The 16,125-nt window shown below is 56.8% G+C and carries 14 protein-coding genes; all 14 read right to left on the reverse strand.

The genetic code is table 11. The features are described from left to right. Positions 1-52: 52 nt before the first annotated feature. Entirely contained in the window at positions 53-1,222 is a 1,170-nt protein-coding gene (locus tag L085_RS10400; RefSeq protein ID WP_033644036.1) for an ABC transporter permease, read from the reverse strand. After that, a complete protein-coding gene (locus L085_RS10405) occupies positions 1,219-2,313 on the reverse strand; it encodes an ABC transporter permease (protein WP_044030695.1) in 1,095 nt (364 codons plus the stop codon). Before L085_RS10405 ends, L085_RS10400 begins: the two co-directional genes overlap by 4 nt. A gap of 59 nt (positions 2,314-2,372) precedes the next feature. Further along, entirely contained in the window at positions 2,373-3,083 is a 711-nt protein-coding gene (locus tag L085_RS10410) for an ABC transporter ATP-binding protein (protein ID WP_033644033.1), read from the reverse strand. Further along, positions 3,076-4,107 carry an efflux RND transporter periplasmic adaptor subunit gene (locus L085_RS10415; RefSeq protein ID WP_081835514.1) on the reverse strand — a complete coding sequence of 344 codons (1,032 nt, stop codon included), beginning with the start codon at positions 4,105-4,107 and terminating at the stop codon, positions 3,076-3,078. Before L085_RS10415 ends, L085_RS10410 begins: the two co-directional genes overlap by 8 nt. Before the next feature lie 6 nt (positions 4,108-4,113). Beyond that, positions 4,114-4,329, reverse strand: coding sequence for a hypothetical protein (locus L085_RS10420; protein ID WP_033644030.1), 216 nt, complete (start codon positions 4,327-4,329; stop codon positions 4,114-4,116). Continuing rightward, positions 4,322-6,859 carry a lantibiotic dehydratase gene (locus L085_RS10425; protein ID WP_044030697.1) on the reverse strand — a complete coding sequence of 846 codons (2,538 nt, stop codon included), beginning with the start codon at positions 6,857-6,859 and terminating at the stop codon, positions 4,322-4,324. Before L085_RS10425 ends, L085_RS10420 begins: the two co-directional genes overlap by 8 nt. Further along, entirely contained in the window at positions 6,856-7,887 is a 1,032-nt protein-coding gene (locus L085_RS10430) for a PqqD family peptide modification chaperone (protein WP_044030698.1), read from the reverse strand. Before L085_RS10430 ends, L085_RS10425 begins: the two co-directional genes overlap by 4 nt. A 1-nt stretch (position 7,888) precedes the next feature. Further along, entirely contained in the window at positions 7,889-10,291 is a 2,403-nt protein-coding gene (locus L085_RS10435; RefSeq protein ID WP_044030699.1) for a nitroreductase family protein, read from the reverse strand. Beyond that, entirely contained in the window at positions 10,291-10,908 is a 618-nt protein-coding gene (locus L085_RS10440; protein ID WP_021504405.1) for a hypothetical protein, read from the reverse strand. Before L085_RS10440 ends, L085_RS10435 begins: the two co-directional genes overlap by 1 nt. A 12-nt stretch (positions 10,909-10,920) precedes the next feature. Next, positions 10,921-12,267, reverse strand: coding sequence for a YcaO-like family protein (locus L085_RS10445; protein WP_049870659.1), 1,347 nt, complete (start codon positions 12,265-12,267; stop codon positions 10,921-10,923). Next, positions 12,254-13,162, reverse strand: a complete 909-nt coding sequence (locus tag L085_RS10450; RefSeq protein ID WP_071841623.1) for a thiopeptide-type bacteriocin biosynthesis protein — start codon at positions 13,160-13,162, stop codon at positions 12,254-12,256. The genes L085_RS10445 and L085_RS10450 overlap by 14 nt, the downstream gene beginning before the upstream one ends. An 18-nt stretch (positions 13,163-13,180) precedes the next feature. Continuing rightward, a complete protein-coding gene (locus tag L085_RS10455; protein WP_044030700.1) occupies positions 13,181-14,236 on the reverse strand; it encodes an ABC transporter permease in 1,056 nt (351 codons plus the stop codon). Between the two features lies 1 nt (position 14,237). Beyond that, positions 14,238-15,248 (reverse strand): ABC transporter ATP-binding protein, encoded by a 1,011-nt coding sequence (locus tag L085_RS10460; RefSeq protein WP_049870660.1) that lies wholly within the window; start codon positions 15,246-15,248, stop codon positions 14,238-14,240. 72 nt (positions 15,249-15,320) lie between these two features. Then, on the reverse strand, positions 15,321-15,563 hold the full coding sequence (locus tag L085_RS25300; RefSeq protein ID WP_144240684.1) for a hypothetical protein: 243 nt from the start codon (positions 15,561-15,563) through the stop codon (positions 15,321-15,323). Positions 15,564-16,125: the final 562 nt, after the last annotated feature.

Consider the following 16,125-nt stretch of genomic DNA (forward strand, 5'->3'; position numbering starts at 1 on the left):
CCCGGCGGCGACGCGCGGCTTGCTTTTCGCCGGCTCTCCGTTGCGCCCGGCATTATTTTCCCTTTGTCGCTGCGCGAATGGCCGGCAGTACAAACAGTGAGGCGATAAAGCTGATGAATACGCCATAAGCGATACTGATCATCTGCATTTTTCCGCTGACCATCATGGGGAACACCAGCTCATGCGCGTGGCCAAACGTGGTGAACGTGATGCCGTTGAACAGCAACATGCTCAATAAGGCGCCAATGGAAGAGCCTGCCAGGCCCAGCAAGAGGGTTTGGCAGAGATAAGACACATCAATAACCCTGCCGAATCCCAGCAACAGCGTTATTGCCAGCTGGTCTTGTTGGTTGGCGATGAGCGATTCACACAGCGCGATGATGCCCGCAGTCACCGACACCCCCGCCAGCAATGAAAATAACAGGCCGAACCACAGCAGCACCTGGCCCAACCCTTCGCTGCTGCCGGCATAGTAGGTTCGGCTGTCGCTAATGGCGACTCGGTCATTGAGCGTCCCCTGGATGGCTTGTTGCAGTTGCTCGACAGAGGTGACATTGCTGGTCAATGCCACCAGGTTGTAATCCAGTCCCGCGCCCCAGCTGGTGCGGATATGTTCCAGATCGGCCATGAACTCGGACTGCCGCGGCGAACCGCCGGTGGTAAATTCACCGACGATTTTCCAATCGCGGTCGTGCAGGCGTATGGTCTCGCCCACGTGGAACGCCGGATAATGCCGCGCCAATGACGCGCCGACGACGAGCTCATTTTGCCCCGGCTGAAATGCTCTGCCGCGGGTGAGGGTGACCAGCGGTTGCCCGTTGTTCGCGTTCATCAGCGTGAATGCCGCCGGCGTTACGCCGCGCACCAGATACTCTTTCTCCACGTTGTCTGGGCGGAGCCGCACCAGGACAACCCACTCCGGCGAAGCCGCAACAAGGCCGGGCAAGCGCGAAAGTTGCGCCGCCTGCGTTCGCGTTATCGTGCTGGTCAGTTCGGAAGAGGAGTCTTTGCTTTGCGCAAAATACAGGCCGGGTTCCGCACTCGACTCCAGCGCGCCGATCAGCCCTGCGCGCAGTGAAAATAACGATGTCACAATGACCGCGAGAAAAATGAAGCTGGATAGAATCGCGGTGAAATAAAGCGGCCGCCGCCACAGGTTGCGTAATCCAATGCCCAGCAATATCCCGAGCTGGTGGATTTTTGAGGATGAACGCGGGTTCATTTTCTCTCCTCCTGCAGGCGAGCGATTTGCAAGAGGGAGGGCAATGCGCAGACCAGGGATAAAATAAAGACCAGCAGGAGGCCGATGGCATAATCCTGGAAATGCGGCTCAACGCCGTTTAATACGGCGGGGAACAGCGTCGGCAACAGCAGAATAAAAATAACCGATAACACTATGCCCACGATGGCACCCGCCAAGGTGATGGCGCCGAGTTGCACGGCAACCGCTTTAATCAACTGTGATTTGCGAAAACCCAGATAATTAAGGGTGCGGTAGTCGCTCAAGGCTTTATGCGTCATGACATAGAAGTTGGTGCTGAGCAGCAGCGCCAATAACAGGCACAGCGCCAGATTGACCCAAAAAATCACGCGATGGAAATCGAACAATTTACTCATAAACAATTTTATATGCATGCGTACGGGGGCTGTCTGCGTGGTGCCGCGCAACCGCTCCGCGCCAAACAGGGCATCAATCTGCCGGGAGAGGTTCTCGGCAGACATGCCGGGTTTAGGGGTCGCCATGAAAAAACTCACCAGCCGCTTGCCATTTTGTCTCACGCTGTCGAGGTAGTCATAATGCATCCAGACCGCGGGAGGGGTGTCGGTTTGGGTTTCTTCAACGATGCCAGTAATGTAAAGATCGAGAATGGGGTTAGGCGCGAGCTTCCAAATCGCGGATGAAAGCGGCAGCCGATCGCCCGCTTTTAAGCGATATTGCGCCGCAAAACGGCTGTCGACCAGCACGCCTTGCCGGTCATTCTGCCAACGTTCCAGTAAGCCCGGCGCTATTTTTAAAGAGGGGATCATGGCGAAGTAGTGTTGGTCTTCTACCGCGATAGCGGGCACGAACCATCCGGGGTGGCGATAGTAAGCACCGACCCAAACTCCCCAGCTCAGCCGATCCAACGCCGGCAGTTGACTCATTTTCTGATGATAAAACTGCGGCAGCAGCATCTGGGAACTGAGGGCATTCAGCACCAGTAGCCGGTTGTCTGCGCCGGGCGGAGCGCTTGCCTTTAAGCTGAAGGCGCGATCAAAGGTCAGCATGAGCAGCAGCAACATGACGCCGCTGGCGATAAACAGCAAGATCATGATAAATCTTCTCGACTGCTCAGTGGCGGAGCGCCACAACCAGAGGTAAAACACGGCTCTCATGGCATATCCCTACGGATCAGCTTGCCGTCCCTGAGTTGGAATTGGCGCTGTGCCCGCGCGGCGACCTGAATATCATGCGTCACGACGATGATAGCCTTGCCCTGCTCCCGGCTCAGTAGCGTCATAATATCCATAATTTCCTCCCCCGCCTCCTGGCTGAGATCGCCGGTAGGCTCATCGCACAGCAGCAGATCCGGATTAGTGGCTATCGCACGCGCAATGGCCACGCGTTGGCGCTCTCCTCCGGAGAGTTCATCCGGCAAGTGGCGGCGCCGGTGTTCCATCTGAACCAGCTCCAGCGCGGCGTCGACGCGTTGCCGGCGCTGTTTGGCGTCCATATGCCAAAGGTGCAGGGGGAGGGCGACATTCTCCTCGGCGCTGAGCACAGGTAACAGGTTATAAAACTGAAAGACGAAGCCAATATGGCGGGCTCGCAGCGAGGTGCGTTCTTCAGGTCGCAGCCGATGCAGCGAATGCCCTTGCAAAAATACCTCGCCCCGATCGCAGACATTAACGCCGGAGATCAGATTGAGCAGCGTCGATTTCCCTGAGCCGGATGGCCCCATGATGCTGACCATCTCGCCGCCGTGCAGGCTAAAATCAAGATCGTGCAATACCGTGATGTGTTCGCGCCCTTTTTTATAGTCTTTGCCGGCCTGTTGCAGTTGCACGACCGGATCGCTCGGCGCGGTTGCCGTTTTATTCATAAAAATCTACCTGAATTGACATATTATGTTTCAGCCAGGGCTGTTGCTGAGCGAGCTTGATAATGACTAAAACCGCCGCGCGTTGCTCATCCACCACCGAAGAGATAAGGCTGACGGTGCCTGAGATCTGTCGATCGGGGAGGCCATCCGGCTTGATTGTCACTCGTTGTTGGGGCGCGACTTTCGCCAGCTGGCTTTCGGGCAGCCAAACTTCGGCATCAAAATCATCCAAACCGACAATGGTGGCGATCCCCGTGCGGGTGAAACCGCCGCCGGCGGAAATGGGCGAGACCGTTTCCCCCGGGGAGGCGTCTAACGACACCACCTGGCCGTCGAAGGGCGCGCGGATAATCGTACGCAACAGGTCGATTTCACTGGCTTTTATCTGCCAGCCCACTTGTTGTAATTCTGCCTGATATTGGCGGCGCTGCGCCTCGAACGAATCCAACTCCGCTTTGGCGCTGTCGACATCATCCTGGCTCACATAGTTGAGCGGCAACAAACGGTTCAATCGCTGCAGCTGATTGCGGGCGCGCGGCAGGCGGGACTCTGTCTGCGCGAGTTTGCCCGCCGCGATTTGCTGGCTGGCCTGGAGCGACGCAAGCTGCGCTCTTAGCGAACGCCCGTCGAGTGATGCCAATCGCTCGCCTTTTTTTACCTTGTCCCCGCGTTGCACATAAATCTCTTGCACCGTTCCCGTAATCTCTGCCGAAACGGTGGAGAGGCGCGAGGCCTTGATGAATCCTGCGGCCGTGACTGCAGATGCGGCCGCCGCAGGGGGCGCTGGCTCGACAGCTGCGGTGTTGGCCTGAGGCTCGGCGGCGCTGGCGCGCTCGGCCGCTGCTGGCTGGGTATACCATGCCCTGCCGGCAACGAGACCTAAGGCTAACGCCAGCGCAATCGCTCCGACGAGCGCCGCTTTGCGCCATGGCCGCCCGCGCGGCGGAGTATGAGGCGAGTTCAGCAGGTGCAACGCCTGCTGGCGGGCGGCGTTGCGCGGTGCCTCTGAAGATGGGGAACGCATAGGTGCTTAACGATCCCCTACTGTCAGGCGCAAGATCACACCAATGAAGAGCAGAGCGGCTCCCGAAGCGTAAAGCGGGAACCAGCGCGCCCACCAGTTGGTGGAGAACAATGACGCACCGTTGGCGTTGCTCGCCGTGTAGCTACTGTAGATATTGAGGGCCAGGGCGACAGCGAACATGACGAGGCCGATAATAAGCAGCAAGCCTGATACTTTATGCATGGGATTTCTCCTTCAGAGGGGACATAAGAGAGGCGTCGAGGTAATCGCCAGGGATGACCATCTCAGTGTGTATTTCAGTGAGATAGGTTTCATTCTTCACTTCCATCCAACTGTTTTCCGGTGACGGGAGAGCCTCTCGGAAGACTAACCAGTCAACTTTTCGCGCCAGTAGCAGCAATTGGTCAAGGCAATGTGAATTGCCCAGCCTGCACCACATCGGCTTGCGAATCTTGTCGTTGTTAAATGACTGCCAGCTAAGATGATCGTTGAATTGCCCGTTCACATAGCTGTCCGTCGGAATGCCGTTCTTCAGTAACAATGCCAACAGGCGCGCCGGATGCTCCGCCGCCTGATGCCCGGACAGCTCCTGGAAAATGCGGGAAGAGCGGACCCACCAGGTTTCACGGATCAGGACACAGTCTTCCTCCTCCATGCGCGGGGCATGGCGGAAGTCATGATCCAGCTCATTGGCCATCAATCGCTTGTAGGCGGGGCGGCCAATCTGCACCGGTTCGGCCAGTACGGTAAGCAGGTATTTGGTTCCCCAGGCCACCATCGGCGTCGCCGCGCCGAGGTAACATAATTGGAACGCTTGTCCCTGGTTGTCCGTCAGCTTCAGCAGGCCGCTCTGCGTATCATGATGCAGTTGGAGCCGGTCGAGCGTCAGGTCGCCGGCAACCTGAGGCGGCTCATCCAGGCACAGATGATGAGCCGCCAGGCGGGCCTGAGCCTGAAGATTGCTGGACTCGCCGCTGACGCTGAAGGTTAATGGCAGCGCCGGCGCGGCGAACTGGCGCAGCCAGTTTTGCAGCTGATGGCGCCTGTCGTCGGCCTGGCTGTCGTTGGTCAACGTGGTGCGCGCCAACTGCCAGCCGATACGCGAATACGCATTGTTGATGACCACTTTGCCCCGGGGATGCGCTAGCTGCCCCACATGACGGGCATCCAATTGCAGGAAGAGCGTTACCGGCAGCTTCAGGGCGGCGGGGTTGATATTGTGCTGCCGCCAGCGGGCCGTTGTGGCGGCGGACTGCGAGATACGTTGTTGGGTGAATTGAATAAATCCCTGCCAGCTCTGCTGCAAAAACAATGAGACATCGGTGCAGTGGCCACCTGCGCCGTATTTGTCGATAAAGTTCTGCAGCAGCCAGAGGTACTCCTGCGACAACGTGGCGCGTTTGGCCACCGCTTTCGCTACGCGGGCAAGTACATTGGGAATGAAAGCGTCAGGCAATGTCATCCTGATCCCTTCCCGCCAGGCGTCTTCATATAAAATATTGCGAATTTCGGGCATCTGATGGCGGGTCAGCCGCTCCCAGCTCTGTTGAATCGTCTGTTGAGCCTGCTCAAGCAGCGCAACGCGCTCCGCGTTTTCTGCCGCACCAAAGCGTTCGGGCAGTTCGGGCAGGTTGCGCAGAGCGTCGCTGGAGAGCTCCGCCGGCATCAGCGCCAAAACATCGGCCAGAGGGGCAGGATGATGCGTTCCCCACTGTAATGTCGGGCGCAAGACGTCCTTGCGCACCAGCTTTCTCAGCAGTCTTTCCGCTTCGGGCGGGGCCATCCCGGCCAGTTCGAAATGCGCTCGCCACGCGCTCCAGCTTTGCTGGTGGCTGGCGCTCAGAACGGCGTCGATTTCCGCCGCCTCCAGGCCCAGGACAAATTGCTGCTCTTCGTTCCATAACAAACCGTGGCGTTTCTCATAGCGATAGAAATGGCCGCGCATCTGGCTGGCGGAAATGCGTTGCAAGGAGGGGTTACGGCACAGCGGCAGATCATGTTTCGCCAACCAGAGCTGCGTATACAGCGCGTCGCGCAAGGCTAATGCGATGGAGCGGTTGAGGTGTACGGTCGAGGTCACCTTGCCTTCACCGGTTTGCAGAGTGGCTTCGCCGGCCGAGCTTTCAAACGGGACCAGGCTAAAAGAGGAAAAGGTGCTGAATGGGCTGACTTTGCCCGCCGCTCGAATCATGTAGGCAAACAAGGAGCGCTCTACGCGCCGGCGCCGTTTGGCCGGCCAACTCTGCCAATTTTGTTCCAGATCGCAAAGCAACTGCGGGGAGGCAAGGCAGAGCGCCCGGCGCAGAGCCGGTTCGTTGGCGGCTTTGAGCAACAAGGCCTGCGTCTGTTCGTTGACACGCTGCCAGCGCTGGTTAAAGGTTGCCGCCAACTGCCGGCGTTCATCCGCTATCGCCAACCATTCGGTCAGTTGCTCCAGAGCGGCTGAGTCGTAATGCGCCAACCAGGCGCGCACTTCGGCAGACAGGTTGAAATAGCGATCGTTGAAGATATGGCGGCGACAGCGAATCATATCCTGGCGAACGCTGTCCGCCGAGGGTAATGCGATATTCGCATGCAGCCTGGCGATAAGCGCCTGCCCGAGTTGCCGCCAGGCCGGCTCCTGCAAGTGGTGTTGCCGGATAATCGCGGATAAATCATCCGGAAGTTGGCTGACATAGTGCGCCGGCAAGCCTGCGGTGCGCAGCATGATAAAAGGGGCGACGAGCAACAAAGGCTGCGCGGGTAACGTCATGATAATACTCCAGATGCCAACCAGTTATTCACCTTCTGCCAACTCACGAAGCTTAACCAACCCATCGCCGCCGCCATGCAGAGGCTGTAAAGCAGGCAATAACTGCGGAATAGGCGGCGGCCTCGGGCAGACCACTCGCGGGTTTTCTTATTGGCGCCGGGTTGGGCAAAGGCGCGAAATGCCCGCGTGGCATCCGAAAGTCGAAAAGGGGTGAGATTGAAAAGCAGGCCGAACAATATCAACAGCAGTAACGGCCGTATCGCGGTGGCGGCGGCGCTTTCACTCAGCGCCGCGAGCGCTCCCAGACACAAGAGATCCATCAATGGCCCTGCCATCGCCACCCAGGCCTTCATGCCGCGCAGTGGGAATAGCGCGATGGCGCTGGTGTTGACAAACACGGAGGGCAGCCACCAGCCGCGAAATTGCAGACCTGCCCCCAGAACCGGGCAGCCGTAAAGACGGCAAACGACGGCATGCGCCATTTCATGCAAAAACAGCCATAACGGTATGCCGACAAGCATCACCATCAGCTGGACGCTGGCCCATTCGCCCTGCAGCAGCCAGGCGTTTAGCCCTGGCAAACACGCGATGAAACGCCACAAGGCAGCGGCAATCGCGAGGCTCAGCATGCCGTAACCTAACCCGCGCGGGACAACCCGCAGCACGGTGGCGATTTTATGTGCGGCGCGATCGGGGTTAGGCAGCTGATATCGCCCGGCCACTTTCGCCGCCGCAGGCGGCTTTTGCGCGCCATCAACGATCATATTCGCCTGTTTCAACCGCAGCAGAAACGCGGACAGCGCCTGTTGGCACTGTTCGGGCGTTGCGTTCGGGTGGTGTTCTGCCAGCTCCGCCAGGAGGGCCGCCATGGAGCTACCCCCTTGCAACTGTTGGGCAAGCCGGGCAGAAAACCCACTCAGCTTTAACGGCGCATTACTGTTTTCTTGCAGCAACAGCGCCACATTCGCCTGCGGAGAGATCAGTTTCACATCCTCGTTTAAACGCAACAGGGGGGATGCAGGCGGCATGTTAAACACCCTCTGCCGGCGGAGGGGACGCCAGCACTAGACAGAACAGCGGCGCCTCGCGATAGCCGTCGGCGCCCGCGTGGCGAATGAGCCCTTCTTCGATCACGCCTCCCGCCAGCGTTCCGGTCAAGCCGCAGTCCAGCGCCGCCAACCAGCACTGCATCGCGCTTGCCGCGGCGTTTTGCAGCTGCATGCGGTATCCCGCCGCGCCATGGTCATGCAGGGTCTTTTCAAGATCGGCAACCCACATCAGCAACGCGCCGGCTTTATGGAACGCTAATTGATTGATGCAATCAGCCAAATGTGCGCGGCCAAACCCGCTATCCCGTTTCCGCCAGTAACGGCGATCTGCCTGACTGCACTGATAAATGCCCGCGGCAAGTTCGCCGCTGGCTTCCGGCAGCAATATCCAGGGTTCCATTGGCAACGCCGGCATCCCGCGCAGGCGGCTTTGTTCAAGACCGGCATGCGCGACGGCGATCAGGGTATTCAGCCAGGTTTCCGGGAACGGGCTATCGGCATAGTCATACGTCGCCCTGCGGCGCTCCAGCAACGCGGAGAGCGGCTCATCGCGGTGCACAGTCGCCAGTGATGAGAGAGCAGCGGGCGCGGGCGACGCTGGCGCGGCGGCCGGCCGTGGGCGGTGGCTAACGGCGACCAGGCTGCTCGCCGTTTCATAAAGTGGAGCAGGGCACGGCTCACCCTGTGACGGGGGCGCTTGCACATGCAAGACCTGGCAGAGGATATGGGGGTTATCCTGTTGCGTGAAGAAGAGCAATGACGCCAACCATTGCAGGTCGACGCCATGATCTTCTCTCAGCGTCCAGCCCGCCGCGCGCGCGGAAAGCGCGCAATATTGATTAACCACTCCGGCGTCAAGGTTAACGATGTTATAGCTGAAGTCGTTATATTTGCCGCGCACGCGGTTCAGGTTGCCGCTGATAATGAGTGAAATCGGCTCTTCGGGATGCTGGAGCAAGTGTTCCAATTGCTGGCAGTCAATGCCGTCAATCCTGACGAGCTGGTGCTTTTCACCGAGATAGAACCAGACCCCGCAAGGTATCTCCGGCAGCGGCCGGCGGACGACCACAAACATATCGCACGAGAGCAGTTGCCCACCGCTGGGCGCGATGCGGCGTAATGTGCCGTCTTCACCTTTTTGATAACCCGTGGCGTGGCGCAGCAACCAGCCCAAATTGGCCAGCGTCAACGGTTGTGACGGCATTGCCGACATTCGCCAGGGCGGCGGACAGCGCTCCGCCAATGCGCTGTCGGGCAGGTTGATATGCTGCTGCCCATGCAGCCTGACCGGCCTTGAGGCGTGGCGGTTGAGGTTATCCAGCGTGAAGTGCATCTGATGCGAACGCGGTGGCAACAAGCCCTGCGGCGGCAAGCGTGTGCCGATATGGTGCTGCCAGGCAGTAAATGCCTCTTCCCCCGGCGGCAGATAGGCGGCATGGCCTAAACCGCTTAGCGCGGTACCGGGAATGCGGGCGACCTTATAGGCTAAGGTGTACTCCCCTTCGCCCCGATGGCTATGGGAAACGACCTTGTTGAGGTAGCTTTCAGAGGACAGCCCGAGCAGAATTTGCCCCAGCTCATGGGCGGCATAGACGGCGCGGAACGCCACCTCTTGCCGATCGTTGGCGGGCGATGGCTGCTCACATTGCGTGCGCGCGCATTGATAACTGGCGCTGATGTTCGGGAGGGTATAAGGGCCCACCAGCGTGCGATCCGCGCCAATAATGCAGCTCAGATAACGCACGCCGGCCTGGTGCAACCCATCGGCGCATGCCTGGCGGAAAGCGTCGGACTCGCTGCCGTCAAAAATGATCAGTGCATCATCCCAGGGGAGGGCGCTGGAGGTTGGGCGCTCGGTCAGAACGTCAATGCTGGCGGCCATAGGCGCCAACGCGTGTTGCAGTAGCGATGACACATATTCCGGGCAAACCAGGGCGAGCCTGCGGCGGCGGGCGGACTGCAGCGCCGCAGTGCGGTTGGCGTGCAGGCGGGTATTGTCGACAAAGCGGCCGCAATAGCTTGCCAAATGGCTTGGGGCGCCGTCATCCAGGCCTTCACCTTCTTCAAGGAAGCCATAGCGAAACAGTAAGGACAGCATGCCCAGGGCATTCTCGCGGCTCATGGTCGCGTCGTCGGTCAGCACGCTTTCCAGCACGTTGACGCCATCGAGGCGCTCGAGGAAGACCGCCAGCGTGTTTATCCCCTGAACGCAGGTCAGGATGCGCGGCTGATAGGCGCCATACACGGCTACGCGGGTATCGCTTTCAGGAATGAAAATCAGTTCCGGAATTAATTTGGGGCGCTTGGGCAGCAAAGCGTAAAGATCGTTATGGTGGCTAAACTGTGCGCCCGACAAGACGGTCGACATATGAGTGGCTTTCATTAGCGTAAGGCTCCTTCCAGGTGTTCGGCCAACAAGGCCGTGCCCTGAGCCTGCGAAATATGCCGGTTTTCACGGCAGCTGCAGCCGTGTAACGCCACCACGGAACTGCTCGCGGTGCGATTGCTGCCAAAGCTCACGGCGGTCAGTTTGCCGAATTGGTCTTCGGGGAGCTGCGCATACTGCTTTAACCGTAATCCAGCCATCAGCACCAGCGCCGGCGTATATCCGCGCAATGCGTTCTGCGGCTGCTGTTCATGATATCGCTGCAGGTTCAAATCCATCATTGCCGTACGCGGCGTTTCGGCGAGGCTGAGCAGGCGCTTCGCCGCACAGGCATAACAGGCGGTTCGGCCTGGGATGACTAGGGGGCCGCAAAACAGCATATGGTCGTTCAACACGGTGCAAGCGTGAGGGATCCCGGCGCGAAACAGCTGCGTGGTGAGCTGTTCAAGCTTAAGCGGCGCGCCGCCGGATAGCGCGATCCCGACGAACGAAGCCTTGCTGTCGGCCCAGGAATAGTTCAGTGCGGTTGCCAATGTCAGTTGAGAGATCCCTTCCTGGCAGTGCATATAATCGGCCACGTCATTGCCGAACGCGGTGTCACTGACGATAATCATTACCACTCTCCTTCAGGCAAAAGGTTGCGGCCACGGATTTATCGTGGCGGCTTTGCCTAATTGTTCACTCAACCGTTGCTGCTGTTCCCGTAGGCGCGGATGCCCGAGATAGCGGGCGCGATAGCATGCCGTCATGGGCAAAAGGGCGGGGATGACAGCGCGCACCACATGTAAACCGGCATCGCGCAGTTCATCCGTCGTCATGTCCGCTATCACGACGTCCATCTTGAGTTGACGAAAACGCGCCACCAATTTTTTCAGCTGTGCTGCCGGCGTTTGCGGTTGCCCGGCCTGCAGGCGGCTAATCGGCATCTGCCGCTCGCTGGCGGTGAGAAAATCGAATGCGGAACGCTGTTCGGCTCGCCCCATGAAGATGGCGCCATGTTCGAGAGCGATAAAATCGCGTATATCGTCCGGCACCGGCAGTTGATGTTCGAGTACCGAACGCCCCATGGCGCTTTCTCGAATAATCTTGCCGCAGCTGCCCCAGGGATCGAACCCCGTAGAGCAGTTGACGAACTGGGCCGAGGTCGGATGCCCGTCGCGCAGCTGCAATCCGTAGATTGTCGGGCAGCCGATGTCGGTAGTGGCATCGAAGAACAGCTGTTCCAGCCCACTGGCCGCCAGGCGTGAAAACTTGTCTTGTAATCTATCCGGTACCGGTTCATCGAAGCGGATGCGCGCTAAAGGCATTTGCAATAGCCAGGTAAGGGCAATCGCATCGCGTTCGATGACTTCATTGATCGCGGTTACCGTGGCGGTGGTGAGGTCGGTGTGCGCCGCGACGCCTGTCGATATCGGCAACCAGAAACGCTCGCTTTCCCAGGGCCGCACATACAGATGCGACATGATCAACGGGATCTTGCGCGGGCGGGAGTCCGTCAACGAGTAACCTTCCACCCAGCGCAACGGCTGGGCGTCATCAATGGGTTTGACCGGGCAGAGCGGATCGGCGAGCTCCTCCTCGCTGCAACGGGGCAGGCTGTCGGCCGCCAAACCGTCAGTCCCGAGTTCGCGGAAGCTGGCGACCGAAACATCGCGAGGATGGTAGACGCAGGTGGCGTATCGCTCTGCCGCTTCGGCGACAGCGCGGACGATCGCCATATCGACGTGTTCATCGGCGCCGCAGCCGGCAAGCGCGATTTTTTGCAGGTCGTTGCCTTTATTGTCAATGATATGGGGATATGGCATTGACAGATTGCCCAGGCTGGCCAGAACCGACGAAAAGCGGGGGATATGCATCTCCTGCGGTTCCAACGGGTAGACGCTGCCGACAACGCCCGTCAGCGGCGAGAGCAGCGACATGAACGGATATTTCTGGCGCATGGACGCGGAAACGGCAAAGTTATGATGATGCATGAATAACTCCGCTTTCCAGGCTTTTGCTCAGCAACACGGCCAGCCAGGCTTCATCCAGCGTGCTTAAGCCAAGGCGATTGTTCATTAGGTGCATGAATTGGAATGCCAGATTTTTCGCGAGGCCGTCACTGTATCGTTCGCAATGGCGTTCATAGTTACGCCGGGTCTGGTCTAGCGCAGACTGCCAGCGATCCACCAGTTCGGCGCTTTGCGCGTCTTGCCGTATCTGCGGCGACAGAAGAACCGAGTTTTCATCAATCAGTTCCCATGCGCGATCGGTAAAGCTGTTTTTGATCATTCCGATATCCGCAGAGCCCGCCAGCCAGAAAGTCGAGAAGCTTTCAAGGAAGGCGGAACGCCGGGCAACAGGAATGAACGTTTCCAACATGGCCAGCATCAGAGGCAACGCAAACTCTTTGCGCGTCATGCCGCCGCCTGCCTCGGCCAGCAATATGGCACGGGCAATGTCACTGGATTGGTGAAACAGCGCTTCGGCGATGCCAATGCCCGTTTCGCCCCCGTAGACGTCCGTTTCCGGCTCATATTCCGCGCGTTCGCAATGGACCGGGAGTTCATGCGTGGGAAACGGCGTGTTGCCGCGGAAGCTGACCAATGGCGTCCACAGGTTGGCCGGGCGCAACGGCAGGCTATTCAGCGCATCATGCAGCGCAGCGTAAATGGCGGTTTCCAAGCGCTGGCTGTCCTTTTCCTGCAGCAGAAAACGAACGCGTAAATGTAATCCTTTTTCATCGATATAACGTAAGAAGAACCAAGGAGAATCAGGAGCGTACGCCAGTGCTTGGGTCAATCCCTGGGTGATCAGAAAGTCCATTCCATCATGATGGCTACCGATATACAGCTTGTAAAAATGCCAAGATGCCGATCTGTTTTTCATCTTTGCGTACCTGTTTTTTTAAGATTGTTTTGGCTGGAAAAGGAACCACTTAACGCCGACAAACAGCGTGATCACACCCCATATCGCCATGCCGATACAGTTAATGAAGAAGGGGAATACGCCTTCGCTGCCATTCATGGCGTATCGCAGTGCATCGGAGACAAAACCGACCGGCGTCGTCAAAATTAACCATTTGAGTGGCGGGAATGCGCTCAGATCGAGGAACAATTGCCCGAAACACATGCACCAAAAGTTGAGTAAGGTCAGGGCGATTGTCGCGACGGTATTCGTGCGGAATAAGCCGGCCAGCGCATACCCAAAGCTTACCAGCAACAGTGCGCCGGCGACGAGCAGCACGATAAACAGCAGGGGATGCTCAAGGGTAAAGCCAAAGACCAGACTGCTAATGAGCATTAACAGGGCGATCTGAACCAGTGATATCATCAGGCGGACGCTGACCTGTGATGCGAGCAGAATCCAGCGCGGCAACGGAATGACGCCGTAATAGCGGTAAGTGCCTTTTTCTCGCGCGGCGATCAGCGGCGTCGCCGTGCCAAATAAGGCGACTTGCAACAGGGCCAGCGTCAGCAAGGACGGGAAGATAAAACTAAAATAGTTGAAACGCTCAGTTTTCAGCGTAATGAAGCGTATCGGCTGCTGGGCGTCGGCCGGTTGCTGATTGAGTGCGGCGGAAACCAGTTGAGCGACGGAGCTCATGGATTCCGTCGTGGTGATCGCAGGGCGCTGTTGTACTGCATCCCAACTCACCGCCGCGTTCACTTCATTCGCGCGCACCAGCGCTTCCGGATCGCTTCGAAGCTGGCGCTGGACGACCAGGCCAGGATAATTGTTCAATTTAAGCCAGAGAGCCTCTGTTTCCGGCGTGTCTCCGACAACGCTCACCTGCATGGAGAACGGTTGATGATTGCCATTAATAATTTTTGCCGTTATGCCAAAGGTAAAGATGAAAAATAACGGCAATACAAGAGAAAATAAGGTTGATAGCGGATCGCGTAAATATTCTTTGGTGTTGGCGCCGAAGAAGCGCCGATAAATCTGCCAGCTATGGCTCATGTTAATCCCTTAATGCTTCGCCTGTCAGATGAATGAACACATCCTCGAGGGTGTTTTTGCTTACCTGCATTTGTTCGGGTTCACAACCCAATCGTTGTGATAACGCAATCACTTGCGGTAACACCTGTGCCAATTCTTGGGTGGGAATATGTAGGCGGCGGAAGGTTTGATCATGTTCATCGCTTTCCTGCGTCGCCTCAGGGAAGAGCGCGAGGAACTCGTCAACCGACGTCAACGGCACTGAGAATCGGATATGATGCCCAGGACAATAACGCTCAATAAGCTGTTGTGGGCTGGCATTCTCCAGCAACCGGCCGTGGTTGATGATCATCACCCGGTCGCATAAATTCTCCGCCTCATCCATTTGGTGAGTGGCGATCAATACGCCCGTGCCAGATTGACGAGAATTCGCAATAATGTGCCGCCAAATATAGCGTCGGCTTTGCGGGTCAAGATCGCTGGTGGGTTCATCCAGCAAAAGAAGCTTGGGTTTGCCGGCCAATGCCAGCGCCAACACCAAACGTCTTTTTTGCCCCCCTGAAAGCCGCGAGAAACGCATTTTACGCTGCGCTTTTAGCGCCACAATGTCCAATAACTGCTTAACCGACAACGCATCCGTATAAAGTACCTGATAGAGCGAAATGATCTCTTCAACGCGCAGCAGCGAAGGCAAACTAAAGGATTGCGGAACGACGCCTAACTGTTGCTTGATGATGTGATTAAGCCCTTGTCGAACGTCTTCGCCAAATAAACGCACCAAGCCGGCTTCAAAGGGCTGTCCTCCGTACAAGGTTTCCATGAGCGTCGTTTTGCCGGCACCGTTAGGTCCGACCAATCCAATGATTTCTCCCGGCTTGATTTGCAGCGAGATGTCATGAAGAACTTGCGTGTCACCATAAAACTTATTCAGTGACTCGACCTCTAATAGCGGCCGTTGGCGATCCCAAGATATATCCAGGGTTGGCTTATGACTGCTGTCGAAATCTAAAGTGGCGTCAGTGTACGTGCTCATTGTTTAAAGCCAGTGAGTAGAGTTTCAGATAACTAACTGGCACAGTATCTTGTACCGGTTGTGGGTAATGATTTAGCTGCCGCTACTGGTAATGCTGCCCATTGTGCCGATGCAGCTCGCCGTTGCAATGCAGCCGCAGCCCGCTGTAGAGGCGGTGCTGACGCTGCTGCCGGTTGAGGCGCAATCGCTGGCAAAGTGCAGCGTTTCAGGCAGTTCTTCGACTAATAAATCAATGCCGTCAGAGGGCATGGAAGGCGAGTCGAGAACAATATCGAAACGGTGGGATTGACGAGTCAGAGAGCTATGATTAAGCATAAATATCCTTATTAATCAGTTTATTGATGAGTTAGCTATAACATGATTCGAGCTGCTGCATATCGTTGAAATATATTCAAACGAATTCATCTCAATGGGATATTCCCCATTAAATATTTATCTGAAAAATAAAAATCAATTTTAATATCGCGCTAATTATATAAAAATAAGCAGCGGCGATACTGAATTCTTTCATATTGAATTATTTGCCTTTGAAGGCGTAATATATGACTGGCGCTTGCGAATATGAAAGGAATCCTATGTACGTAATGTTAAGTTATCGTGTTAGACACACTCTTACATACTTGTAATAGAACGGCAACACATCATTACAATTGACAGGGGTTTTTTCTGTTATTGCAACGAAGTTCACAATAATCATGGGGTTGACGTTAATTTATTTAATTTAAAACTATGTATAAGGGATGAATATATTCTTTTTTGAAAAATTTCATCTAATATTTTTTAGGGTGGAAAGTATTATAATGGTTTTATTTTTTGACAAGGATTATTGCGCGCGGAACCACAGTTGGCTTGGCGCCCGTGATGCGTTCGGTTCCGG

The organism is Serratia sp. FS14 (assembly GCF_000695995.1).
In the GTDB taxonomy this organism is placed as follows: domain Bacteria; phylum Pseudomonadota; class Gammaproteobacteria; order Enterobacterales; family Enterobacteriaceae; genus Serratia; species Serratia nematodiphila.